Genomic DNA, 26,257 nt, shown 5'->3' on the forward strand with positions numbered 1-26,257 from the left:
TCCCTTCTTCTAATGTTCCCCACGCTGTGATGAATCATAATATTTAGCAAAATCATCCAAATAAAAAGGCGTATCACTATTTACTATCTCATCAAAAAGTTGACGGTGTATATTTTGGAAACTTATCCAATTAGTGACATATTTTCTTGATGGATTAATCTTGTTAATTAGTGAACTGTCACTTTGATTTGATGTTGAGATTGACTCCGGATCCACAAGAGACATAATACCAAGCACTGAACCTTCAACACCCTTCATCAAAGCACTCTCATGCTTTTCGATATCTAGAAACGCTTCTCGAATAGCTGCATTGGGATCTATAAAGCTAGACGTCTGTCTATTATACAAATTGTGAATTGCGTCTTCTAAGTTAGCAGAGAACTTCAACGGGTTATTTTCTTGCTTTTGAAATGCAGTATGGTTAAGCCGATTGTTTTGCTTAAATTGAGCCCGCTTGTGTAGCGTTTCCATCAACCCGATTAACATCAAAGAAAATGATTCTCCAATTTGCTTGTACCAGTCTTCTTTGTTGCTTTCAGGTATCAATTGCGGGTTTATACCAAGCCCAGTAATGAATGCGTTTAACTCTTCGCACCCTCCAACATTAATTGATGATTTATTATCCCTAAGCCCATCTGCTTCAACCTTATTATCAATAACATGTGGTGTGTCACTTACATCAAAGAAATCATCAGTCAAACCAATATCTAATTGAGTGCTACATTCCTCTTTTGGCTTGGTTTCCAGCACTTCTGGGATACTAAAGCCAAAATCATCGTAGTCCGGTTTAACTGTTGGTACGAGGGTCTTTTGGTGCTCTTCATTCGCATTATTGTCTAACCTAGTTGACCCAATTTCGCTCTCAAAAGCGACTTCCACCGTAACTTGGTAATCACCAATAGATAATGTATCACCATCATTTAAGTGAACTTCATTCCCTTGTCCGATCGGGCTTACAGCGTTATTAACAAAAATGCCATTAGTTGACATGTCGCGAATTAAGAAGGTGTCACCAAATTTGACTAGTTCACCATGTAAGCTAGATACTACTCGTTCAGGGTCTGGCAAGATCCAATCACAATCTTCTGAGCGACCAAACGTAGCTTTAGCATGTTCACTTCCCTCATTAAATTTAAATTCCGTTTCAATCTCTGGAGTAAACTTGTGAAAACTTGTAATGCTTAAAAGCAACATCGAATAAACCTCGCCGAAAATTCACGTAGCAAAAATAAAATACAATTCAATCAATAACAATATTTTCAAATAAGTAAATAGTTTAGAAAAGACCACTAATTAATTACACGGAAAGAATAATGAATCATTTTCAACCCAAAGCAATAAGTGAATATTGAATTACTCCAATAATACAGCGGAGTTCAAAGTTTTGACGCGTCAAGTTTCATGCGTCAAATTTCTGATGTTAGCTTGACCGAGAAACAGGAATCTAATCATTTTTATGTAGATAGGAAATCATATATTTCACTCATCATTATTTATGGAGCACTTTTGATGGCTGACAGTAATAAAGACAAATCTATTAGTAATAGATCTGATGGTGATAAGACGAAAGTTGTAAAGAGTCAAAATAAAGACAACAATAAAGTTAATAAAAGAAATTTAAAAACTGAGGGTAACTTCAAATCGAATAGCACAAGAAATGAAAATTCATCTCAATTTTGCAACGACGCTAAGAATGCAATTAATAATCAAAATTCCATTAAACCTGCATCAACTTCCGATGGTAGCTCGCTGCTCGGAAAGGTCATCAAGAATCGATATGAAATTGAATCTCTGATTGGCCACGGAGGGTTATGTGATGTCTATTTAGCCAAGGATATAATCCTTGATTCTTCCGGTGCAGATAACCCTCACGTAGCATTGAAGATCCTTCAGGATGAGTTCGCTGAACAGCCTGAAACTGCCCGCATGCTGATTAGAGAAGCACAGCAAACTCAGAAGCTGAGCCATCCCAATATACTTAGAGTATATGATTTCGGCGTAGATGCTAATGTGTACTTTTTGGTCATGGAGTATGTCGACGGCGAAACACTAGAGCAATTAATTCAACGTTCTAGGCCAAATGGATTATCTTTTTCTGCCACTATGAGTATTGTTGGGCAGGCACTCAATGCCCTTGATTACGCTCATACGAAAGGCGTTGTTCATGCCGATCTAAAACCTGCTAATATTATGATCACACCTGAAGGCAACGTTAAGCTACTTGACTTCGGAGTATCCAAGACTCACAGGGTACAAGAAGATAAGTATGCGGCTAGACGACCATCTCAAAGCCTTGACACGTTGGGCTACACTCCAAATTATGCATCAAAACCCGTTCTTGAAGGCAAGGAACCCACATTTCAAGATGATTTATTCGCTTTCTGTTGCATTATTTATGAGTTGCTATCTTGTAAGCACCCTTATAACAGAACCCCTGTCAATGAAGCCTTAAAGAAAAGCTTAAAAGTTGTAAAGCCCAACAACCTTCCATTTAGCAAGTGGCCTGTTTTAGCCTCTATCCTCAATAGTGGCAGTGTGAAAGAAGATGTAAATGCACGGCTACTATTAGCTAAACTTAATAAGAACCACTTGAAGCTAATCACTCCACTGGCTGCAACCGTAATTTTAGCTATTGGCGCAGCTTATACCTTCCAGCACCAACAAGATAAAATTTCAGAATTAGCGTTAACCTTAAAGAAAAGTGAAGAGGCATTAAGTGAACAGCTAGACTTACTGAAGCTAACTGCTACTGAAGCTAAACAGCTCGTTGACAGTGAAGTAACTGTGCACCCTGTTATCAAGGAAGGCTATTTACGCGTACACAAAGAGAGTATTCTCGGACAATTTGAATCTGAGATTGATAGTATCCTAAACACAAGCAACACTAGCTATCCAAACTATGATCAAATTGAACTTGTGCTATCTAATGCGAGGAGTTACTACCCTGACTCTCACAAAATAGAAGTTTTGTCCGTAGACATTCAATCTAGCAAGCACTCGACCTTGCTATCAATATCCCGACAAATCAATAGTCACCTCGAGAAGTCACGCTACGTCAAAGAGCCCGATGTACGTTCTATTTACGATCTTAAACACGATTTAAATACGATTCATCGTGAGTACCGTTTTGTACCAAGTTCGCTTGCCTCTGAGGTGTTTGGCCAACAATTAACGGAAGCACTTAAAGAAAAAGACGCAGCCTCTCTCGTTACTTTGCTAAAAGTTGGCAACACGTTTTTTTCTGGCGTCGAGGAATATAAGGATAAGTTGGTCACAAGCAACCAAATGAAAGACTCTATACTGGAGATGAAGTTGTATATTCAATCTTTAGATTCAAATACGCCACTACCTTTCCCAGCTCACGCCGCAAGAATTTTGTATAAAGAAGATTTTGATGGTTTGCATTTCCGCTTAGATAAGGCGAAGACAACTGTTCATCTCGACAAACTCGTTGACGACCTCAACGTACTATCTAAGCGGTTTCCAGAAAATTTCGAAGATATTAACGCATTGAAATTCCAAATTGCTAATAAGTACCTAGACTTCTCAGACATTCTTCTGAACAAACGTAAGGCAAAAAGTGCGAGGCGGGCAATGCAAAAAGCGAACGCATTAATGCAACAAATGGAAAGAAGCTAATGCAGGATTAAGGACTCGAACACTACTCCAGCGATATGTTCTAACTAGCTAAATTTGCAGCAAAACACCTTGCCAATATGCAACACGATTACTATCTTTTAAATAGTACATAATATGCAAAGGATGGCATCTTGAACATTGAAAAGGTCCACGTTAGTCAAATAAACATATTAGTAGTTGATGACTGTTCAACATCCAGTGTATTGATCAGACATCAGCTACAATCGCTTGGAGTAAGCCAGCCAAATATTACTTGCGTTAACAACGCCTCTGACGCATTGCGAGCGGTAAAGTCTAGGTTCTACTCATTCATCATCCTAGACTATCATTTAGGAGAAAGGTTGACTGGTGTTGAATTACTAAATTTGATGCTGCGATCTAAATTGATATCTCAACTTACAGCCGTCTTAATGATCTCTGGGGACGCAAGACAAGAAACTGTATTGACCTCGCTATCTGGTCACGTAAGACACTTCCTTAAAAAACCACTTCAAACTAAAGCTCTCAACAATAAAATGAAGACTGCTATACAAGAACAAAAGCGAATAGCTCAGGTTGAAAGTGAGTTACAGCAATCTAAGCACCTAACTTTATCTCAACTCGCTGTTGTTCTCGAAAAGCATCCAAATAGTGTTTGTGTTGAATCGCTTTTGATCGACACTCTTGTTAAACGCAACAACACTTCGCTTCTGGCACTTTTCCTCCCTTATTGCCAGTACAAAGAGCACGCTAGTTTGATATGTGCTCAAGCCTACTTACTAAGAGATAAAGGCGCTATTTTCCAATCCATTAAACTATTGGCCGACTATGTGGCCAAAAACCCTCTTTGCTTGAGAGCAGTTGACAACCTAGCAGGTCTATATGAATCAGAGGGACAACTAAGCAATGCTTTTCTTATGACAGAGAGAGCGTTTAAAGCAACACCTAGCAACAGCCATAGAATGCTGAGCGTTTCCAGAGTCGCAAGCAAGCTCAAACAAAAAGACAAGTTGTATGATATTGGCCTTACTTATGCGACATGCCTCTCTCCCACAGATCCGAATTGGTTATCTACTATCAGGCATTACGTCAGTTTCGTATCCGAGCTATACAATGAGTTAACAAATCAAAGGGACAAAAGGGAGCTGCTCACTAAATTGAATTATTTTTGTGAAATCGCATTCGAACAGCTAAACCAAAATCAAAAAGCTGATCTCTATGCGGTAAGATTGCTTATGCAATGCAACCTACTTTTAAAGGAGTCTAGACCTCAAGAAGCTCACAAAAAGCTGCTACTCGCCATAAGTTTGTATTATCAAAACATGCCGAGATGTCCAATCACAGTAATAGAGCTAGCGATCCCATTGATGGAATTATTTGGTGAGTTTGAATTAGTTAGCTCTCTACAATTAGTCTTAAAACACAAGCAACATAAAACCAACGTAGAAAAGGGGCATCAATTTAGTCAGAACCATACTCAAGAGAGCATCCCGGTGGATAACTTCCCTTTCTCTATAGAGGCAAAGCTCAAGCACTTACTCAGTCAAAACGGTGACGTAAATCATCCGGAAGTAAAGGGAATACTTGAGAGCCTGACGCAACTCGCTTTACCTCCAAACTGGTCGATGTGGGTTAGCGACTTTCTAAATGGCTCCAAGGTCTCTCCTCTACCAAAACCATTTAATCTAAACTTTGTCTAAAGGAATACACATGCTCAATTTTGAGTTACTCAACCAGTATATGGATAACGATCAGGAGATTATAACTGCTGTACTTCTTACCTACATGGAGGACTATGAGAATGCATTACAAGATCTGAATTACTTCAATAAAGAACATGATTGGCAAGGACTATTCTTGTTATCTCATAGTTTGAAAGGGATTTTAGCTGGTTTTGGAGAAAAGATTGCGGTCAACGCACTTGAAAACGTAGAAAACAAAACGAGAGATGGTCTAGCGCCTAATCATGGAGATATTACCATCATAAATACCGAGCTGGACCTCATCCACAAACAAATACGAAGATATCTTATTGAGGTCACTTGAATACTTCGAGAGCACTTAACTAAACTCTGATATCGCCATGGGAGGTTACATAATGGACGATGTACGTTTCAGAGAGTTGCTAGCAAAGCTAGATGACTTAACAGAGCCACAAAAGAAATACCTAATAAGTAAAACACAGCTATCACTGGAGCATGTCCATGCCAACGCGCATATTATGGATGTACTATCCCAAGATGAACTAGATGCACTGTTGATACTCGACAAACAGGCGAAGTAAGCATGCGTAGGCAGGGGCATAAAACTCCTGCTAAGCAGCTATGACAGCTGTTTAATAATTGTAAACGTATTTAAGCCACCTTTACTTTGATAATGAATATCGTCCATTAAATGGTTAACGAGCATGAGACCTCTTCCGGAGGTTTCCAAACTCGAAATGCCCAAAATTTTGGCGTTGTCTATTCTCTTGTTGATATGTGACTCAAATACAGACATTTCCATCCCTATACCTTTATCAGAAACCAGGATTTTGATTTTGGGACTTAAGTTAGCCTGCCCATACAAAGTGTAAACGCTAGTACTAAAATCTAACCCGTCAACTCTGTTGTATGCATGCTCATACACATTGGTGACGAGTTCAAAGACAGCTAACTCCACCCACATTGCTTCTTCCGTCAAAAGCTCATAGCGATGTAAGGAATGAAGAACATCATTCGCGACTTGTCTGGGAGCATCAAGTGAACTGAAGTATGTCTTTTTCATCACAAGCTTTTCCATCATTGTCATCTTCCTCGCTCAATCATTCCACTTCGCGGCGAGTAACGTTACATCGTCGTCAAAATCGCTTCCATCAACCCACGAATGTACTTCATCTATAACTCTAGAAATTTGTACTTGCAAAGGTAAGCTTGAGCCCGAGAAAACAACAGAGGAAAGGCGTTCCTGAGAAAAACACTCTCCATTTTTCTTAGGCTCGATTATTCCATCAGAAAACATCCAAACCAAATCTCCAGGAGCTAATTGAATACTGCCACCCAAATACTCCACACCTTCAAATGCGCCCACCATAAAATTGTTGTTCCCAACAGCCTCTAGGCCGTTTTTTCCTACGATAAAAAAGCTTGGGTGCCCGGCAGTACAATACCTTACTAGACCAGACAATGTATCCAAGACCAGATAGGAAATCGTAAAAAAGAGAGCAGATTTATTGTTTCTGGCATACCTAGAATTTAACTTCTCTACGACTTTTTCCGGCTCTGCAACTCTATACGAACCATCAACATAATCCATTGTTATCTGGTCTTTGGGTTCACTTTGAGAGAGTAACTGCTGTATTGAAAAAGAAAGCAGTGCTGATGAGATTCCATGCCCAGATACATCTAAAACGTACATTGCAATATTCTGTTCGTCCAACCGCATATAACCCAGCATATCACCACCAATTTTGGAGCTAGGTAGATGTAAATATGCAAATTCAGTGTTTAGAAGCTGGTTTGATGTTGGAAGGAGCTGGCTGACAAGTTCTTCTGCAGCCTCTAGATCTCGACTCATCACAGCGTTTGATTCAGATAACTGTTTGTTTTTTAAAGATACTATATTGTGCAAATCCAAGCTACGAAAGCCTGCGCGAACCCTCGCTTCAAGCTCTTCAACCGGTGTCTTCTTGTCGACAAAGTCATCAGCGCCCGCATCCATACCTTTGATGATGGATTCTTGATCGTTACGGGAAGAGAGAAGCACAAAGAAGATATAACGAGAAAAAGCCGACGATTTAAGCTCACGGCAAAGCTCGATGCCACTGATGCCCGGCATCATCAAATCACTGAGGACAAACTGAATGTCAGTTCGGTGAGTCAGCACTTCTAACGCAGACTCACCATCTTCAACGGCAATGACCTCGTACCCCTGCTTTTGCAATGCACTGGTCATGTAGAGCAGGACCGTTTTGCTGTCGTCGACCAACAATATGGACTTCATACCTCTCCTTGCCTGTTTGTTCTATTGCAGTACGCTACTCATGGATTGGGCATCTCTGAAACGGCTGTAATCTTCCGCTAAAAGTTGATGTTGATAACGAGTGTAAGACAACGCCTCATTAGAGATGACGATTTGGTTTTCTTTTTCCATCAATTGCCCACGCAGCAACTCGATCTGTTGATGCTGCTGACTGTGGTTTTGATACATGGCAACGAGTCCGCACACAGACGCTACGAGCAGCGTACACAACACGCCATTGATGGTTTTACTTCGAACACGCATAACCTCTCCTTGTCGCTTGGTGTCCTTCATTACTTGGTGAAGTCCAATAATGATTGGGACGTCTACAAACTAAGAACTCAAGGTTCCAAAACGCCGTGAGAGCCAATTGATGTTGTTTCATTAACAGAGTTAATTATAGGAGAAAGGCAGAAAAAGAAGAGAAAACCTGAACAAATTGAAGATCTTTGCGCTTAAAACGACAAAAAGCAGCAAGTCTACAAAAGCCTTGCTGCTTAGAAAAATCACGCTAGAAGTTAGCCTTGAAACGCTTCACGCACCGATACTTGTTCAAACCAACGTGCAATATTTGGGTAGGTTTCGAACACTTCAATACTCAAACCATTTACGGCAAAACCAACAAAAATGTAGCCGGTAATGTCTACGATGGTGAAGTTGTCCGTGGCGATGTGCTCACTTTCTGACAAGCGCTTGTCGAGAATTGGTAGGAATTCTAATACGCGAGATTTCGACTCGTCACCCCAGGCAGCCACACAGTTTTCACGGTCTTGGTAAATTGCTGTGATATTGCGAAACGCCTGAAAAGCCGTGTACAAGCCTTGGAATTCGACAACGCGATGCCACATTTCCACCTGAGCACGTTCAAGCTGGTTAGCACCAAACAGCGCCAGATCATTTTCAAACGCTTCATCTAGGTAGCGACAAATCGCAACGCTTTCACAGATCGTCGTACCATCATCCAATTCCAGCAGAGGCACTTTGCCGTTCACGCTTTTCGATTTAAACGGTTCAGATAGGTTATCGCCCTCACGAACGTTCAGCGCAATTCGCTCAACCTCGCCACCGATTTCCTTTAGAAAAATGCTAACTCGCTTACAACTTGGAGTCATTGCGGTTTCATAGAGCTTCATTTCACATCCTTTTATCTTTTTCTAACCGATTGGTTAGGATATACTGTAGCCAGTTTATAAACGATCAGTCAAGAACTTCACTATCAAAAATTTTCAAACAGTTGTGGGTCTGTTTGCTGAGCGAGATTTTTGATGCCGTTTGTGAGTTCACATGAATTTGGAGGCTGATACCCAAGCATAGATGGGTATTCATCATATTGGTTCAGTTCGAACGCTAGAGGTTCTCTGTACCATCCCTCCAAAGCAATTTAATTACCCGATAAGCAGACCCAGGCAGGTAATTTATGGCAAGAAAAGCCAACTTCGACCGAGATGAAAAGCTTCTCGTGGCTATGGATGTGTTTTGGCGCAAGGGCTTTGCGAACACGTCTATCTCGGATCTCACCGACGAGTTGAACATCAACCGCTTCAGTCTTTACAACACCTATGGTGACAAGCAACAGCTCTACTACGAAGCGCTCGATACTTACTTAAAAAAGGTCTCGCTACCGTCACTCAATGATTTGGAAAAAGACGACGCGTCTTTACCTGAGTTGGAATCGTTCCTTAAATCTTTTGCTGAGCTGCAACGCAAACGCAGCTGTGGGTGTTTTATTCAAAATGCGTTGATTGAGCACGCTGGTGAAGACGATGATGTACTGCGCAAAGGGCATTTTTTGTTTGACCATCTTATCGACATCATTGCGGATGCGCTGACCAATGCACAAAAAGAAACCTTAGTGCCGAAAACGCTGAAACCAGAAGAGCTTGCTCGTTTTGTTCTCAACAACATGCAAGGCATGCGCGTACTTGGCAAAGCCAAACGTTATGCCGACTTGGATACGGCGCTTTCCTGCTTGCTGGTTTTGATTAGGAAGTGACATGTCGATTGAAGTGATAGCAGTACGTCTTACCAAAGGCATGGACTTAAAGCTGAGCCTAGCGAAATTGGTCGAGCAGCATGGTATCAAAGCAGGCTCGATTGCTTCATGCGTTGGCTGTGTCTCTCACCTCAACCTTCGTTTGGCAGGAGCAGAGAGTACGTTAACCAAACAAGAGCCATTTGAAATCGTCTCTGTGATGGGAACCCTAACGGCTGAACATCAACACGTTCATATCTCGGTGTCTGATTGTGAAGGACGAGTTTGGGGTGGGCATTTGCTGGAAGACACAGTGATTGATACTACCGCAGAATTGATCATCCATTCTTACTCAGAACTTGAGTTCACTAGAGCGATGGACGACTCGACTGGCTATACCGAACTCCAAGTGAATCCTTCCAAATAATTAAAAGCTCCAGAGCCTTACAGTGTGGTCTCTGGAGCTTTACTCGCTTATCTCTTACGCTAAGCATTCACTCATATCGAGCAAGCTAACTTCGGAGATCATTCTTCGACTAAATAACAAACCTGATTATCGTCAACCGTTACTTGCCACGTTTTTAGACAGTGCGCTTCGTCTTCCAAACACTGCCCGCTCTTTAAACTGAAATGCTGTTTGTACAGTGGTGATGCAACACACATCTCACCATCAATATCACCGACAATCCCTCGACTCATTACATAAGCCTTACCTATTGGGTCCCAATCCTGAACAGCGTAAACACCGTTATCGGGAATGTAGAACAACGCCACATGCTCGCCTTCAATCAACACCGTGGCACCGATGAACGGCATTAGGTCATCAAGCTGACACAATTTCACTTTGGTTAAAGCTGCCATTTACACCTCCTGTTTCACTGGAATACGCTGACCGCGCACACGTTGGTACGGCAAGACTTTGCTGCCCGACGTACTGTTCAAGAAAGGACGGAAGCGTTGCAGTTTTTGAGGATTATCCAACGTACTCTTCCACTCACATTGATAGGTCTCTACGACGCGCGCCATTTGTTCATCCAAAGAATCACATAGGTTGAGAGAGTCATCCAAAATCACTTGTTTAAGGTAATCTAAGCCCCCTTCCATGTTCTCCATCCACACCGATGTACGCTGCAAGCGATCTGCGGTGCTGACGTAGAACATCAATACTCGGTCGATCATGGTGATCAACTCTGATTTGGATAAGTCGGATGCAAACAAATCAGCGTGTCGTGGTCTCATGCCGCCATTACCACAAACGTATAGATTCCAGCCGTTTTCGGTGGCGATCACCCCAATGTCTTTACTTTGCGCTTCTGCACACTCGCGAGTACAGCCCGATACGGCAAACTTAAGCTTATGGGGCGCTCGCAATCCTTTGTAGCGGTTCTCTAACTCAATAGCTAATCCGACCGAGTCATCAACACCATAGCGACACCAAGTAGAACCGACGCAAGATTTCACGGTGCGGACCGATTTTCCGTAGGCGTGCCCTGTTTCAAAACCAGCATCGATTAAGGTTTGCCAGATTTCTGGGAGTTGTTCTAACTGCGCGCCAAATAAATCCACGCGCTGACCGCCAGTGATCTTGGTGTATAGATCGTATTGCTGAGCAACTTCGCCTAGCACGATAAGTTTGTCTGGTGTAATTTCGCCGCCCGGAACACGAGGCACAATCGAGTAAGAGCCATCTTTTTGCAGGTTCGCCATAAAGGCATCGTTAGAATCTTGCAGAGATTGATGCTGTGGCTCCATGATGTGTTCATTCCACAAAGAAGCAAACACAGATGCCGCTGTCGGCTTACAAATATCACACCCATGCCCTTTGCCATGCAGTGCAATTAAGGTGTCGAAGTCTTTGATTTGTTCCACTTGGCAAATATGGAACATCTCTTGGCGACTTAACTCAAAGTGCTCACAAAGGTGGTTGTTAACCTCTACCCCCATAGCTGCCAGTTGAGTATCCAATACCGACTTCACCATATTACTACACCCACCACAGCCAGTACCGGCTTTGGTGTTGGCTTTAAGGTCCGTCAGGTTGGTAGTGCCAGCTTGTATCTCGGCAACTAAGTCGCCTTTTGTGACGTTGTGACAAGAGCAGATGATAGCGCTGTCTGGCATCTCTCCATCAAGCATTCCGGTATCAAACAGCAGGTTCGCCGCGTGGTCTGGCAGGACCGTTTTGTTCAAATAACACTGTAAGAGCGCATCGTAGTCGCTATTATCACCGACGAGAATCGCGCCGAGCAATTGGGTACCGCTCGCATCAACCACCAGCTTTTTGTAGATGCCTGCAACCGCATCTTGCAATACCATTTCTTGTGCGCCTTCGGTTTGCATTTGTGCATCTCCGATAGACGCGACATCCACTCCAAGTAGCTTGAGTTTGGTGCTCATGTCTGCGCCTTTAAAACCTTCGCTTGGCATACCAGTCAAGACATCAGCAGTGGTTCTCGCCATGGTGTAACCGGGTGCGACTAAACCAAAGATCTTCTGCTCCCAAAGGGCACATTCGCCAATCGCGTATATGTTCTCATCGCTGGTTTGGCATAGGTTGTTAATCACAATGCCACCTCGCTCGCCTACTTCTAGCTCAGCCAGCCTTGCCAACTCATCTTGAGGGCGAATGCCTGCGGAAAAGACAATCACATCCACTTCGAGAGGATCTTTGTCTTTAAACACCATACGATGCTTAGCCGTTTCACCATCGCAGATTCGTTCCGTACCCGTCGAGGTATGGACGGTTAGCCCTAGCGCTTCAATCTTCTCTTTTAGCACTAAGCCAGCACCATCATCTAACTGTACGGGCATCAGGCGAGGTGCAAACTCAATGACGTGAGTTTCTAGCCCCAATAGTTTGAGTGCGTTTGCCGCTTCTAAACCCAATAAGCCACCGCCAATCACTGCGCCTGTTCTTGCGCCTTCACATGCCTTTTTGATTTGTGAAAGGTCATCAAGTGTGCGGTAGACAAACACGTTGGCGCGGTCTTTACCTTCAATTGGCGGCACAAATGGGTATGAACCGGTTGCGAGCACGAGTTGGTCGTAACCCAGCACATCTTCACCATCAAGCAGAATGCGCTTTTGCTCTCTGTCTATGCCTGTTACTTGGCTGCCAAGTACGAGTTGGATGCCATGCATGTCGTACCATTCTTGGTTACTCAGCATCAAATCATCATGAGACTTACCCGCGAACAAAGAGGACAACTGTACACGGTCATACGCGATAAAACGCTCTGCACCAATCACGGTAATTCGGTGCTCCAAATGCGCGTTTTTCTGCACTAACTGCTCGACGAGGTGTTGCCCGACCATACCGTTGCCTACCACAACGATGTGGCTCAATGCGTTCTTTACTGGAATCGTTAAAGGACTGTTCATCGCTACCTCCTTATGCCGTTTGCGCTGCGGTTTTGGGTTTGTCTTCTTTCGAAGCAGGAATCTCGACTTTGGATTGCTTCTCGTAAAGAAACTTCAACACGGCTTGTCGACACTTCTGATACTGCGCATCATCAGCCAGTGCGACACGCTCACGAGGGCGAGGCAGATTCACTTCTAACACTTCACCAATAGTTGCCGCCGGTCCGTTAGTCATCATCACGATTTTGTCGGAGAGCAGCACCGCTTCATCCACGTCGTGGGTAATCATGATGACGGTGTTGTTTAGCTCGGCTTGAATCTTCATCAGTGCATCCTGCAAATGCGCACGAGTTAACGCATCCAACGCACCAAATGGTTCATCCATCAGCAAAACCTTTGGTTGAAGTGCCAGTGCTCTGGCAATACCGACCCGCTGCTTCATACCACCCGAGATTTCATCCGGTTTTTTGTGCGCGGCATGCTGCATTTGAATCAACTCCAAGTAGTGATTCACTTGTTCCTGAATCCACGCTTTGCCCTTTTTGCCGGCAATTTGTTTTACAGCTAGCTCAACGTTTTGATATACGGTGAGCCAAGGCAATAATGAATGGTTTTGGAACACCACTGCGCGGTCAGGTCCCGGTCCAGCTACTTCTCGTCCATCGACTATTACGCCGCCGTCTGTTGGCATGTGCAGACCCGCAACTAAGTTCAATACCGTTGATTTACCGCAGCCAGAGTGGCCAATCAGGGATACAAACTCGCCTTTATTGATTTGTAAATCGACGTTCTTAAGCGCGATGAACTCGCCATCTGGCGTTGGGAATCGCATCCCTAAACGCGTTAGATCTAATAATGCTTTTTCCATGATCTTTTCCCTTATCTCAACGCTTGTTGTTTATTCCAAGACAGCCACTTTTGAAGTTGCAGCATGCCTCTATCGAGCATCAAACCGATAAAACCAATAGTGATGACTGCCACCATGATGCGACCCAATGATGCCGAGCTGCCGTTCTGGAACTCATCCCAAACGAACTTGCCTAACCCTGGGTTCTGCGCGAGCATCTCTGCCGCAATCAATACCATCCAAGCGATACCTAAAGAGAGACGTAAACCGGTGAAGATCATTGGAATGGCAGAAGGTAAAACGATGGTGCGAATGTGCTGCCACCACGAAAGTTGAAGCACTTTACTCACGTTGATTAAGTCTTTATCAACGCTCGTTACACCCACTGCGGTATTAATCAGCGTCGGCCATAAGCTACACAGCGCTACTGTGATCAGAGAGTTGATGAACGACTTAGCAAACATCGGGTCATCACTCACATAAGTGGCACTTACAACCATAGTGACGATAGGCAGCCAAGCTAAAGGTGATACGGGCTTGAGCAGTTGAATGATTGGGTTGAACGCTTGATACAGCCCTTGATTAAGACCAAGCACGATGCCTAGCGGAATCGCGATAACCGTCGCCAGCAAAAAGCCCGCAGTTACGGTCACTAAGCTTGTTATGATTTGGTCGAAGAACGTCGGTTTACCTGTGTAGGGACGAATCTTCACTTCCGCGTCCGGATTCTTGGCTAACTTCGCAGCATTACGTTTTTCCTGACGTTCGATAAACGCTTGTTCCTTTTCTCGCTCTTGCCAATGGTCATCGACAAGGTTGCTGAACTGCTGAAAAGTTTGCACAGGCCCCGGTAGCGTACCTAATGAGGTTTGCACTTCTCTCGCTGCCAAGTGCCACATTGCCAAAAAGATCAGCAAACCAATGACGGGCAAAAGTACCAACCGACTTCGGTTCACTACCTGCTTAGCAGGAAAAAGGGAAATGACATTACTAGACATACTCACTCCTAAGAAATTTACATCCTTGTTGCCACAAGCGAATTCCCTCGCCTGTGGCGTTTATCGTTATGGTTAAACCTTGTCTTTTCCTTTAAGCCCGATAGAGAACTTCTCTAGATATTTATTTGGCTCGCGACCGTCATAAACGATGTTGTCGATAAAGTGTGTTTGTGGCGCACGAAAACCATCTTCAGCACTGAAATCTGGGAAGTCTTTTTTGCTCAACACTCCATCTTCAATTAGCGCTTGAGCCGCTTGTTGGTAGATATCTGGACGGTACACCTCTTTCGCCACATCCATGTACCAATCATCGGATTTCTCGCTTGAGATTTGCCCCCAGCGACGCATTTGGGTCAGGTACCAAATCGCATCGCTGTAATACGGATAAGTGGCGTTATGACGGAAGAACACGTTGAAGTCTGGCACGTCTCGTTTGTCGCCTTTCTCGTATTCAAATGTGCCAGTCATTGAGTTAGCGATAACTTCGGCATCGGCTCCAACGTACTCGCTCTTTGACAGCATCTTCACTGCTTCTTGGCGGTTGGCATTGTCGTTTTCATCCAACCAATGTGCAGCTCGAATCAAGGCTTTCACTACGCGAATGTGCGTGTTTGGATACTTCTCAGCCCAAGCTTTAGAAACACCAAACACTTTCTCTGGGTTGTTCTTCCAGATCTCGTAATCGGTCACGACTGGCGTACCGATGCCTTTAAATACGGCTTGTTGGTTCCATGGTTCGCCTACGCAGTACCCTTTGATCGTGCCCGCTTCCATTGTTGCTGGCATTTGTGGTGGCGGTGTAACACTCAAAAGAACGTCAGCATCCAACTGACCACTGTTGTCACCGGATTCTGGTGCATAAAAACCTGGGTGAATCCCACCTGCCGCTAGCCAGTATCGCAACTCATAGTTGTGCGTCGATACAGGGAACACCATCCCCATATTGAATGGTTTGCCTTTATCCAGATAGCTGTCGACCACAGGCTTCAATGCATCCGCTTTGATTGGGTGAACAGGTTTGCCATCTGGTTGCTTTGGAATGTACTGCTTCATCTGCTCCCAAGTATCATTGGAAACCGTGATTGCGTTGCCGTTCAAATCCATACTGAACGCGGTAATCACTTCTGCTTTTGTGCCGACACCAATCGTTGCGCCCAATGGCTGACCAGCAAGCATGTGCGCACCGGCAAGTTCACCGTCGATGACTCGGTCTAGAAGCACCTTCCAGTTTGCTTGCGCCTCTAAAGTTACATACAAGCCTTCGTCTTCAAAAAAGCCTTTCTCATAAGCAACCGCCAGCGGTGCCATATCGGTTAACTTAATAAAACCAAACTTCAGGTCTTCAATTTCTGGCTCTCCCAACTCTGCCTTTACGCTGACCGTGGTGAATACCGATAACGAAATTGCTGACACTTTCAGCATCGAACTCCATTTCATTGGTTTGCTCCCATAAAAAAAGCGCCACTACTCCGAAGAGCAGTAGCGCCGTTGCTAAGTCTACAATTACCGCCGTTGATAATTGAGATAAGCGATTCAACAATAAACCCAATTCTTCTAATCCAATTACTGTGCCAACTTATTTTTCACAGTAAATACAATAGATTAGTATATCTTGCCGTTTGTTATTCCCTGTTATTGCTTGCTGATAGTGCAACACGCACCACGTTAGAAAACGCACTCTAACCCCAAAGTGGTAGAAAGACTAATCCAACACTTCCAAAGTAGTTATCAAATTCTTGGCAACTTGTGCGAGCGTTTGGCTCGATTGCATGGCTGAATTTCTAAGCGCTTTATAAGCCTGATCTTCATCAACGCTGTGCATCTTCATCAGCAGACCCTTGGCTTTTTCCACCAGCTTGCGCTCTTCAATCTTGTGGGTCAGCGATTCAATTTCCGATTGCATACTTTCGAATTTCGCTCTCACTAATGTCGCATGTTCAATCCAAGGTTGAAGTGCAAACTCACTATCGTGCGGCATAAGAACATAGTCCATTTTTTCTGATAACCGATTGATATCATTGGATGATAACTGCTTTAAGACGATAAGAAGTGGTGCCGATTTTCTGCGGCAGAAATCGACTATCAAACGCAGTTCTGCCGTCGGCTGCTGCCATCCGACTACAACGCTTGCTGACGGTTCTCGTTGCATTAACGTTTCTAGTTGTGCCAATTGGCAGCCGATGATGTTGTCGTAATCTTTGCTCAATAAGCCGGACAATCGAGCCTGCTCTTGGAGGCTATCACAGCATACTATGATGGGTGTTTTTGACGTTGATTGAGTCATGCACATTCCTTGTTTATATCTCACTCACTAAGAGAGACATAACAAGGAGTGTGCCAACTAAGGTTGAAGCGTTTTAACTAGAGGCTAGATGCTCTTTGAAGAAGCCGAGTGTGCGCTCCCAAGCGAGTGCTGCTTCTTCCGGTGCGTAGCGTGCTGTTGAGTCGTTATGGAAGCCGTGGTTGACGTTCTCATACATTAACGCTTGATACTGTGCGTCGGTTGCGATCAATTGCTGCTCATAAGCAGGCCATGTGTCGTTAACACGCTTATCGAGCCCTGCAAAGTGAATCATCAATGGCCCTTTGACTTGCTTTTGGATCTCTTGTGCCGCTGGTGTTCCATAAAAAGGCACACCTGCATCGAGCTCTTCAGGCATTACCGCTGCTAGCATATTGACAATGTATCCACCGAAGCAGAATCCAACCGCGCCCAATTTACCGTTACCACCCTCGTATTGCTTAAGGAAGTTAGCCGCTGCAATAAAGTCTTGTTCGATCTTGGCTCTGTCCATCTCTTTCTGCATTGCGCGACCTTCATCGTCGTTCCCCGGATAGCCGCCGAGTGGATAAAGCGCGTCTGGAGCGAAAGCAATAAAGCCATCTTTTGCAAGTCGTCTTGCGACATCTTTGATATAAGGGTTCAGACCTCGATTTTCATGGATCACCAACACAGTCGGCGATTTTAAGGTCTTCTTCTGTGGCATCACCAAATAACCACGCCCTTCTCCATGCCCATTTGGAGATGGAAAGGTTTCGTAAGTTGCTTTGATGTCAGGATCGTTAAATGAAACTTGTTCTGCGAGTGCATAATTCGGGGTTAGCGCGTCGACCAGTGCTGTCATGCTAAAGCCAAGCACAGCAAGGCCACCCAGCCTATTTAGAAACTCACGTCGCGAGATTTTTCCGTGGGCGTATTCGTCGTACCAATCGAAGGCTTCTTGCGGGATCGGATGAGAAGCCTTTTCACTAGGAGTGGTATGCTTTAGAACCATTATCCATGTCCTCTGTGTCTTACCATATGGGATTTTCTCATTCTCAAACGCGAAGCTAAAAACGAACGCGATTGAGGCTAAAACTGCGGTTTCACCACTCTGATACGGAGCAAGGTGGTGAAACACATCATTGGCGAGCTAGGATCTTTTACCTTCTTCAAACAATAGATAATGGATTCAGATTCAACAACTTTGCGTCGTTGGTTTTACATTAATTGACAATAGTATCTTATTGCTGGCCGCAATAGGCTTGCCAGTAAGAGAAAGCTCGTTCGAATGCTTTTTCCCTGTCGTGCATTTGTGCAAACAAGACCACTGTCATTGTGGCGAGAACCGTATTCGCCATTTGGTTCATGTCATCTTCTGACGTCCCAAACGGGCAGTTCGCAGGCATTGGCACCTCAGACAGCATTTGCTCCGTCCAGTAGTGCGATGTCACGCCGCTTGTTTGGCTTAACCATACGGTTTGACTTACTTTCGGGTTGTATTCTGACTCACCCGATTGTCCTTTGAATGACACAACGGCATGAGCGGTTTGACCAATCTCGTATTCGACTTCAGCATGAAGTTGTTGGAATCCCGGATGGAAGCTACCACGAATACCAACCGTCGCCTGCCCCGGATTCAATGCACGAACCACGGTATTAATCGGCGTTCTAAGCCCATAACGATTCTTCCAACCGATCATGGTTTCTGCTTGGGGTGCAAACGAACTTAGCGGTAGATACACAATGTTTTGTGTTTCTAAGACACGCTTTGCGTCTTCTGCTGATTCCGCTTTCTTGATAGCAAATTTGTCGAGGTAGTCTTCAGCGTGTAAACGACCAGATTGACGGTCATGATAGCCGTGCATCAGCACTTTGTGGCCATTATCGGCAAGGATCTTCGCTGCCAACAGATGCCAAGGCTGACCTGCCGCTTCACGTTTGCCCGCATAACATGGCCAATCAATATCTGCACCAATAGCTGGCATGCGGGATTGGAATGCTTTCACAAATCCAGCGATTTCTTGTTGAGTCTCGTTCTGTACGCGGATCAGCATCAACAGCATTGCCATCTGATCGTCGTCGCACTCACCGTTTAGGTATTCATCCATAACTCGAAACGCTTGGTCAAAGTTCAGTGGTTTTCTACCACGTTCGCCACGACCGACTGTTCTAATACATTCCAAAATGCTGCTCATATTCCCTCGTATTCCGTCACTGACTGTACGGTTTCAATTAGTTGTTCGCGCAGTTTGACAACTTCTCCCATCACAATCAATGCTGGGCTCACGCCTTTAAGTGTAATCGATAAATCATTGAGCTGATTGAGTTGTGTAACGTGCACTTGTTGTTGAGGGCTGCAACCATGAGTGATGATCGCGACAGGGAAATCTGCTCTCAAACCGGAGTTGATTAATCCCGTTTGTATTTGCGATGACTTTTCTAACCCCATATAGAAGACTAACGTTTGTCCGCTTTGCATCAGTTGGCTCCACGCTTCAAATGAGCCTGTTACCACTTGCCCCGTCACAAAGGTAACGCTGCGAGCAACGCCACGATGAGTCAGCGGAATCAAGCTGTTTGCTGCACATCCAATCGCAGCGGTAATGCCGGGAATGACTTCGTACGCGATTGAGTGTTTGACGAGCGCTAATGCTTCTTCGCCTCCACGACCAAATACGAAAGGATCTCCCCCTTTTAAGCGTACAACTCGCTTTCCTTGCTGAGCGAGGGATACCATCAAGTCACAAATTTCTTCCTGACCAATACTAGGTTGTCCGCATCTTTTGCCCACGTAAATCCAATCGGCTTGTGGCGAAGCCAACTCCAAAATATCTTTGTTAACCAAACGGTCGTACAGCAGAATCTCTGCCGACATAATCGCTTTCACTGCCTTTACGGTTAACAAGTCTGGGTCGTGCGGCCCTGCTCCGACAATCGAGACAAAACCTTTGTGGTTCGCGTTCAGGTCTACTGAATGGTCTTCTAAAAGTTGGTTCAGTTTGCTTGCTTGATCATGCTTAGAAAAGCGAGACGAGCGTTCTTGTTTCTGACTCGCTTGTCCTTTCTTAAACCAAGACTTTTGATAAGGCGCTTCCATGTGCTTATCCTCTTTATGACTTACTTTATTTGAATCGCCAGACTTTGCTGGCTCGCTTGCTGTTTGCCCTTTTGACGCTGATGGCTGTCGACCATTTGTTTGATTTGAGAGACGCACGAGCCACAGTTAGTGCCGCATTTGAGTTTGTTTTGAAGTTGAGTCAGTGACGTGCAGTCTTGTTTCTCCATCGCGTCATGTATTTGTTTATCGGTGACGCGGAAACAACTACAAACCAGTTTGGCACTGCTTTGCGATTGAGTGATGGTAAGCAGTTGCGATAGCTCCATCGGTTTGCCAATCAAGCCGGTAAAGTTCGTGTAGTCGGTTTGAATCGGTTCACTAGACACCACTAAAACAGAACGAATGATACGAACGTCTCCAACAAGGTCGTAATCCACCGCGAGCCAACCCTGGGCAATATCTATCGTAATTCTGCGGCTCTTTTCCGTTCGACAAAAACTCTGCTTCTTTGGGCGCTTATCGTGTGCAAAGCGCCAAATACCCAAATTGCTTTCTGCTTGAAATGCGCTGTACAGAAATTTACCGGAATCAAACTGTGTACCGATGAACATACCGTAGGTTTTTACCGCCGCATCTTGCACTTCAACATAAGACGACTTAAATGCAGGCTGCCCGGAAATAGGGTCTTTTGCGCTGTTTAATATCGCATTAACGCTGCTTTCACCGCCATATCGACCCGCCCAGTGCATTGACATAAACAGCTCCTGAAAACCCAAACCTTCATCAATGGCAACTTTGGCATAAATACTGGTGTTTGAAGTAGGCTGGAACAGCTTGGTGAGTTGTCCTGCTTTTAAGCGATTTTGAGTAGCAGAGAGTGTGTTCATGTACACGGTTGGTTCTAACTCAGAGGCGGCAAGGTGTGCGATATGCCCTGTGCGCGTCATGGTATGCCATTGGTCGCGTTGCCTACCCGTATTGAGCCACCAGCCTTTTGTTCTTTCTAAACGCGTTGGAGATTCACTGGTCACGACAAAACGCGCTTTACCATCTGGGTGCGAATAGATACCATCAGCAAAAGGACGCTCTCCTCCCCATTGTGTCGGCATCCACTCTTCGTATTCTTGCTCGGTTAAGTTGGCGTATTGAGAAAGATCTAGCTTCAATGGCGAATCTGCATTCATGCCTGTCATCGCGGCATATTCTCTGAATACCGCCCGCTCAGAAGTAAACGCAAAGCCATTTTGTGTCTTTTCCAATGCACACAAAGCTTGTCCAACTTGGCTTATCGCCCACCAATCTGATTTTGCTTCACCTGGAGGCGTTTGAAACTGACGCTGCCTTGAAAGTCGACGCTCAGAGTTGGTCACCATGCCTTGCTTCTCCCCCCAGCCAGCGGCGGGCAGCAACAGGTCCGCGTAATGCGCTACATCCGAATCCGCTGTGATATCGGAAACAATCACAAACGGACAAATCTCTAGTGCACGTTTTACCAATTGGTTATCTGGTAAAGAGACAACGGGATTGGTAGCCATAATCCACAGAACTTTAATCTCACCACGTTCTACCGCCTCAAACAGTTCAACGGCTTTTAAACCGGGCTGAGTGGCAATTTCTGGTGAATCCCAGAACGCCTGCACTTGCTTGATAGACTCTGCGTCAAAAGCACGATGTACCGCTAATTGATTTGCTAAACCACCGACTTCTCGTCCGCCCATCGCATTCGGCTGACCTGTAATCGAAAATGGTCCGCAACCTGACTTGGCAATTTTACCTGACGCCAAATGTGCATTAATAATGGCATTGCCTTTGTCGACACCATTTTCGGCTTGGTTAACCCCTTGGCAAAACAACGTGATTGCGGTTGGGCTTTGCGCAAACCATTGGAAGAATGTCGTGAGTTTTTCTTCTGAAATGCCAATGGAAGACGTCAAATTAGTGACATCGTAACGCAAGTCAGAAACTTCTTCTGCAAGCGCATCAAACCCGTCGGTATAGGAATTTATGTATTGAGAATCAACGTATTGCTGCTCGATAAGAAACTTGAGCAGCCCATTAAAAAGTGACACATCCCCATCGTTTTTAATCGGTAGATGCAAATCGGCTTGCTGTGCTGTGACCGTTTCACGCGGGTCAATGACCACCAGCTTGAGGTTAGGATTGCTCTCTCTCGCTTGTTGAATACGTCGGAATAAAACAGGATGCGTCCAAGCGGTATTAGCACCGCAAATTATCAATAGCTCAGTCTTATCAATATCGTCGTAATTGACGGGAACGACGTCTTCACCAAATGCTCGTACATGAGCCGCAACCGCCGAAGACATACACAAACGGGAGTTCGTATCGATGTTTGCGCTGCCAACATAGCCTTTCATGAGTTTGTTGGCGACGTAATAGTCTTCCGTTAACAACTGGCCTGACACGTACATCGCGACGGAATCCGGTCCAAACTCTGCTTTCGCTTGATGAATCTTTTCTGCAATTAGATCCGTGGCTTGTTGCCATTGTACTTCTTGCCCTTGAGGTCGCTGCTTGGTGACAAACTTTGGATACAGCAAACGCGAAGGCATATTCAAGCTCTCTGCCAACGCGACGCCCTTTACGCACAGTGATCCCGCATTTGCAGGATGACACGCATCCCCAACGATTCCTTTCGCATTGACCTCGACACCACATCCAACACCACAATAGGGACAAGTGGTTTTTTTGCATCCTTGCGACATTCCGCCCCCTGATTCTTTCCTTAGAATGACGAGCTACAAGCGAAAAAAAACCTCTCCCGAAACGAGAGAGGCTGCATTGCCTATAAAAGCTCAAAAAAGTAATACCCCATCCGCTTAACCGCCTGCTAAGGGAAAGCGGCGCATCGAGTTAACGATGAACGTAATCTAAATTGCAAACCCGATGCCAATTTTATATTTCACTATATTTCAATAACTTAATAAAACCAGCTCTCACTTTATAATTGGCAATGCACTGATTAGGTGCGAGTTTGAATCACAGAAGTGCAAGATTAACGGGCTAGTGCCATGACCAGTCTCGGCTCTCCATCACCGAAATAATCTTCTTCTTTTTCCAGAACCTTAAAGCCTAACGAAGTGTACAACTTGTAAGCCGGCGCATTGTTTGGATCGACAGTTAACTTAATAACAGAACCGGAACTTGCTTTTGCGATCACATTCCCCACAAGCGAACGTGCAATCCCCTTTCCTCGATGCTGACTATCTACCGCAAGTGACAAGATCCAATGGGTGTTTTGTTCATCACTTTGTGCCATCAAAATATAGCCAGTGACTTGCTCGCTTTGTTTGGAAACCACCAACCCCTGTTGCCAGCAATCAAATGCTTGTCGAAAGAAAAACTGAGGGTAAGCGTGATGACCAAATAATTTCTGTTCTAGCTTAAAAATAGCGTCAATATCTGACTTTTGGGTAATAACTAATTCCATGGTGTTTTAGTTCTACGCTCTGTTCTAAAGTGTAACATCTAAGTTTATTGCTAAAGTTTAATATTTTTCAGTTAGTTAAACTAATAGTTCTTTATCATCTCGAGTCAAAGGTTAATTGTAAAACCACTATTCATTAATGGAACGGCATTCTTAATGTGGTTTACTTATTGTCATAATTTTGTAGAATGTTTCGAGCACTTATAGATAGAAATAACAATAATAAAGTGCATAACTGGGCCTACTAAAGGCTCGTTACTTACTCGTTAGTTTTCCTATTATTAGAACCATTGAGCTCAGGATAGCTAACCATTTGTTTTTATTATTCTAATTTTAAGTGTAGTTGAGTAATGTCGTTATACAGTCTCAAACAAGGTCGTTCTGCTTTCGACAATAAACTATCCATTTGGCACTGGCTGGGTATGCAAATCCTACTTTTTGTTGCCGTTCAAGTTAGCTTCAGCATCTCTAGCTTTTTTGTCGTGTCTAAAGACAGCGTTCAGGTACTGTCATTCACGGCTGCTTTAGTCGTTTCCGCTTTAATCCGATACGGCTGGAAAGTACTGCCCACTCTCAGTATTAGTTTGCTTTTTTACTATTTGGTTATCTCAGGGCGCCCGAGCAACGTAGCGCTTTTGTTTTCGTCTCTTCTACCTTGTATCCCACTTGTGTTTGCTGCTTTGTATAAAAGGGCATTAATTTCTATTGAAGACTCAAACTATACATTAAAGCTTGGGTACTATGTGCTTATACTCGGCCTGCTTTATCCAGTAGCGAACACCGTCATACTATGGAGTATGAGCCATATATATATTGAGCACTCTCCACTATCTTTTGACTTTTTCTCTTACTCAATACTCAGTGGCGTACTCACTCACATGACCCTAACTCCTCTATTGAGCCTGGGCTTTAGCTATATTCTTGATGGCAATAAGTCTCCTTATCTCAAGCTAGATCTCACTATGCTGAGGAATCAACCTTCTCAACAAGGTTATCGGATATGGCTCATTATTTGTGGGATGATATTGCTTGGAGCGATTACGTCAAATAACTCGCTTTTGATCAATACACTCTGTCTTTCTTTGCTTTGTTTAGTGGGAGTCGGACTTGGTAAGTTTGGTCTCATTAGGCCATTTCTCATTGCCTCTATCACACTATTGATTTGTGTGGAAAACATTGTCAGTCAATACAATGCAGGCCTAATTCAACAAGAGCACCTATACGGCATGCTTTTGGTCTTATTTGTATTATCAATGCTAACATTTCTGCTTGGCGCTCATACAATCAAGAACTTTATAACTGCCCGTAAAGCAGTAGAAAAAGAACGTGTTGATAGCTTTACAGGCCTGTACACTCTGTCTCAACTACAAGAGGACATATCACCAAGAAACAATGTGGTTTTGATATACATAGACTTGAAACCCACGCTTTCTAAATTGAACGGCTTAGGCCACCAAGGCCAAGCGCAATTAATGAGACAATTGAGCCAATACCTCGCACAAAACACCGAGTACTTGCAGCGGGCTTACTTACCACCATTTGCAAACGGCTTGATATGTTTCGCACCACGTCTTCCGTATATTAATACTGAGCTAAAAAAGCTGATTCAATTGCTTGATGACTTCTACTTCTATTTTGAGGATAGTTCGGTGAGTTTAGTGAAACGAACCATTCAGTGTGTCGATATTGCTGAAAGTGACAATGTCGAAGCTTTAGTTTCCAAACTGTGTCAGCAACGACCTCAAAGCACTCTAGCCATTAACTGGCTAGACGCAGCAAGCACAAGCAAAAGTAAACTCAACAAGCTCAGCTTTATTCAATCTTGTTTCAGAGAAAACAAGTTTGAACTGTACTGCCAACCATATCTAGCGTTGAATACGAAAAATACCGGGAGCTATTTTGAAGTTCTACTCAGATTGAACCAAGATGATTCACACGTGATGTCACCAGCTGAATTTTTTCCATTAATTCATGAGTTTGGACTTGAGATTGAACTGGACGAATGGGTAATTACCAATACATTTTGCAAATTGAGCCAGAATATCGTCGACTGGGATAACTTAGGGAAATGCTCCATAAATTTGACAGCAAAAGCATTAAACTCTCCGTCACTGGCACATAACATTCGACTGCACGCTGATATATATGGTGTTCCCCTTAAAAAGGTATGTTTTGAGATCACTGAGTCAGATGCACTTCGAAATGAATCCATAGCTATACAGAATCTTTCTCTATTGAGAGAAGCCGGTTGTACTATTGCGTTAGACGACTTTGGTACTGGCTACGCAAGTTTTGACTATCTGCGCCGCCTTCCACTTGATGTACTTAAGGTAGATGGTTCTTTTGTCAAAGACATTGTTAGTAGTGAAAATGACCGGATTATCGTTCAAGCCATCAGCCAAGTCGCTAACAGTATGAAACTTGTAACGGTAGCCGAGTTTGTGGAATCAGAAGCACACATAGAAACGCTAAAATCACTAAATATTCAGTTTGCTCAAGGGTTTGGCGTTGCTAAGCCACTTCCTTTGCAGGACTACCTTAAAAAGGTATCGAACAAAGCTTAACCGCAACATCTAAAACCAAAAATTCGTTAAATTTCGCGATATAGTTTCAATTTCTACACAGAAAGCCAGAACTATATATCGCTTTTTGCAAATTTTCATGGTTCGATAGTTTACACCTTTGCCTTTTCACTAG

The 26,257-nt window shown here is 44.0% G+C and carries 23 protein-coding genes; 7 read left to right on the forward strand and 16 right to left on the reverse strand.

Annotated elements, in window-relative coordinates:
• Positions 1-9 precede the first annotated feature (9 nt).
• Positions 10-1,194: a type VI secretion system-associated FHA domain protein TagH gene (gene tagH / locus KIV41_RS05175; protein WP_045388957.1), complete on the reverse strand. Its 1,185-nt coding sequence runs from the start codon at positions 1,192-1,194 to the stop codon at positions 10-12.
• Between the two features lie 315 nt (positions 1,195-1,509).
• On the opposite strand from tagH, the gene KIV41_RS05180 reads away from it, so the two are divergent.
• The 4 genes from KIV41_RS05180 (at position 1,510) to KIV41_RS05195 (ending at position 5,902) form a co-directional block, all read left to right on the forward strand.
• On the forward strand, positions 1,510-3,639 hold the full coding sequence (locus tag KIV41_RS05180; protein ID WP_285335826.1) for a serine/threonine-protein kinase: 2,130 nt from the start codon (positions 1,510-1,512) through the stop codon (positions 3,637-3,639).
• A gap of 131 nt (positions 3,640-3,770) precedes the next feature.
• The gene (locus tag KIV41_RS05185; protein ID WP_285335827.1) at positions 3,771-5,318 is read left to right on the forward strand and encodes a response regulator; all 1,548 of its coding nucleotides are present in this window, start codon (positions 3,771-3,773) and stop codon (positions 5,316-5,318) included.
• Between the two features lie 10 nt (positions 5,319-5,328).
• Positions 5,329-5,664, forward strand: a complete 336-nt coding sequence (locus KIV41_RS05190; RefSeq protein WP_252042657.1) for an Hpt domain-containing protein — start codon at positions 5,329-5,331, stop codon at positions 5,662-5,664.
• A gap of 52 nt (positions 5,665-5,716) precedes the next feature.
• The gene (locus tag KIV41_RS05195; protein ID WP_045388965.1) at positions 5,717-5,902 is read left to right on the forward strand and encodes a hypothetical protein; all 186 of its coding nucleotides are present in this window, start codon (positions 5,717-5,719) and stop codon (positions 5,900-5,902) included.
• 38 nt (positions 5,903-5,940) lie between these two features.
• Here KIV41_RS05195 and KIV41_RS05200 read toward each other — a convergent pair whose 3' ends face one another.
• The 4 genes from KIV41_RS05200 to KIV41_RS05215 form a co-directional block, all read right to left on the reverse strand.
• Complete coding sequence (locus tag KIV41_RS05200; RefSeq protein WP_045388967.1) at positions 5,941-6,402, reverse strand: ATP-binding protein; 462 nt, start codon at positions 6,400-6,402, stop codon at positions 5,941-5,943.
• Positions 6,403-6,417: 15 nt separating this feature from the next.
• Positions 6,418-7,599, reverse strand: a complete 1,182-nt coding sequence (locus KIV41_RS05205) for a PP2C family protein-serine/threonine phosphatase (RefSeq protein ID WP_045388969.1) — start codon at positions 7,597-7,599, stop codon at positions 6,418-6,420.
• A gap of 21 nt (positions 7,600-7,620) precedes the next feature.
• Positions 7,621-7,881: a hypothetical protein gene (locus tag KIV41_RS05210; protein ID WP_005443088.1), complete on the reverse strand. Its 261-nt coding sequence runs from the start codon at positions 7,879-7,881 to the stop codon at positions 7,621-7,623.
• A 254-nt stretch (positions 7,882-8,135) separates the two neighbouring features.
• Complete coding sequence (locus KIV41_RS05215) at positions 8,136-8,750, reverse strand: glutathione S-transferase (protein WP_005450075.1); 615 nt, start codon at positions 8,748-8,750, stop codon at positions 8,136-8,138.
• A gap of 284 nt (positions 8,751-9,034) precedes the next feature.
• On the opposite strand from KIV41_RS05215, the gene KIV41_RS05220 reads away from it, so the two are divergent.
• Positions 9,035-9,610 (forward strand): TetR/AcrR family transcriptional regulator, encoded by a 576-nt coding sequence (locus tag KIV41_RS05220; protein ID WP_005387553.1) that lies wholly within the window; start codon positions 9,035-9,037, stop codon positions 9,608-9,610.
• Between the two features lies 1 nt (position 9,611).
• Positions 9,612-10,016, forward strand: coding sequence for a PPC domain-containing DNA-binding protein (locus KIV41_RS05225; protein ID WP_064354658.1), 405 nt, complete (start codon positions 9,612-9,614; stop codon positions 10,014-10,016).
• A gap of 98 nt (positions 10,017-10,114) precedes the next feature.
• On the opposite strand, the gene nirD is transcribed toward KIV41_RS05225, so the two are convergent.
• The 11 genes from nirD to KIV41_RS05280 all read right to left on the reverse strand — a co-directional run bounded on the left by nirD (position 10,115) and on the right by KIV41_RS05280 (position 23,563).
• Positions 10,115-10,450 carry a nitrite reductase small subunit NirD gene (gene nirD / locus KIV41_RS05230; RefSeq protein ID WP_031412669.1) on the reverse strand — a complete coding sequence of 112 codons (336 nt, stop codon included), beginning with the start codon at positions 10,448-10,450 and terminating at the stop codon, positions 10,115-10,117.
• Positions 10,451-12,970: a nitrite reductase large subunit NirB gene (gene nirB / locus KIV41_RS05235; RefSeq protein ID WP_285335828.1), complete on the reverse strand. Its 2,520-nt coding sequence runs from the start codon at positions 12,968-12,970 to the stop codon at positions 10,451-10,453. It lies immediately after the preceding gene.
• A gap of 10 nt (positions 12,971-12,980) precedes the next feature.
• Positions 12,981-13,817, reverse strand: a complete 837-nt coding sequence (locus KIV41_RS05240; protein ID WP_005450080.1) for an ABC transporter ATP-binding protein — start codon at positions 13,815-13,817, stop codon at positions 12,981-12,983.
• Positions 13,818-13,828: 11 nt separating this feature from the next.
• A complete protein-coding gene (locus tag KIV41_RS05245; RefSeq protein WP_005375889.1) occupies positions 13,829-14,794 on the reverse strand; it encodes an ABC transporter permease in 966 nt (321 codons plus the stop codon).
• Positions 14,795-14,866: 72 nt separating this feature from the next.
• Entirely contained in the window at positions 14,867-16,231 is a 1,365-nt protein-coding gene (locus tag KIV41_RS05250; RefSeq protein ID WP_005387573.1) for a CmpA/NrtA family ABC transporter substrate-binding protein, read from the reverse strand.
• 265 nt (positions 16,232-16,496) lie between these two features.
• Complete coding sequence (locus tag KIV41_RS05255) at positions 16,497-17,078, reverse strand: ANTAR domain-containing response regulator (protein ID WP_012129218.1); 582 nt, start codon at positions 17,076-17,078, stop codon at positions 16,497-16,499.
• A gap of 73 nt (positions 17,079-17,151) precedes the next feature.
• Entirely contained in the window at positions 17,152-18,069 is a 918-nt protein-coding gene (locus KIV41_RS05260; protein ID WP_009704599.1) for a dienelactone hydrolase family protein, read from the reverse strand.
• A gap of 229 nt (positions 18,070-18,298) precedes the next feature.
• Positions 18,299-19,252: a glycosyl transferase family protein gene (locus KIV41_RS05265; RefSeq protein WP_104037393.1), complete on the reverse strand. Its 954-nt coding sequence runs from the start codon at positions 19,250-19,252 to the stop codon at positions 18,299-18,301.
• Complete coding sequence (gene cobA / locus KIV41_RS05270) at positions 19,249-20,154, reverse strand: uroporphyrinogen-III C-methyltransferase (protein WP_285335829.1); 906 nt, start codon at positions 20,152-20,154, stop codon at positions 19,249-19,251. Before cobA ends, KIV41_RS05265 begins: the two co-directional genes overlap by 4 nt.
• A 20-nt stretch (positions 20,155-20,174) precedes the next feature.
• Positions 20,175-22,838 carry a nitrate reductase gene (locus KIV41_RS05275; protein WP_285335830.1) on the reverse strand — a complete coding sequence of 888 codons (2,664 nt, stop codon included), beginning with the start codon at positions 22,836-22,838 and terminating at the stop codon, positions 20,175-20,177.
• Positions 22,839-23,128: 290 nt separating this feature from the next.
• A complete protein-coding gene (locus KIV41_RS05280) occupies positions 23,129-23,563 on the reverse strand; it encodes an N-acetyltransferase (protein ID WP_252042649.1) in 435 nt (144 codons plus the stop codon).
• A gap of 347 nt (positions 23,564-23,910) precedes the next feature.
• Between KIV41_RS05280 and KIV41_RS05285 the strand changes: the two genes are divergently transcribed.
• Positions 23,911-26,124 carry an EAL domain-containing protein gene (locus KIV41_RS05285; RefSeq protein WP_252042648.1) on the forward strand — a complete coding sequence of 738 codons (2,214 nt, stop codon included), beginning with the start codon at positions 23,911-23,913 and terminating at the stop codon, positions 26,122-26,124.
• Positions 26,125-26,257: the final 133 nt, after the last annotated feature.

The sequence above is a fragment of the Vibrio sp. D401a genome (genome assembly GCF_030248515.1).
In the GTDB taxonomy this organism is placed as follows: domain Bacteria; phylum Pseudomonadota; class Gammaproteobacteria; order Enterobacterales; family Vibrionaceae; genus Vibrio; species Vibrio rotiferianus.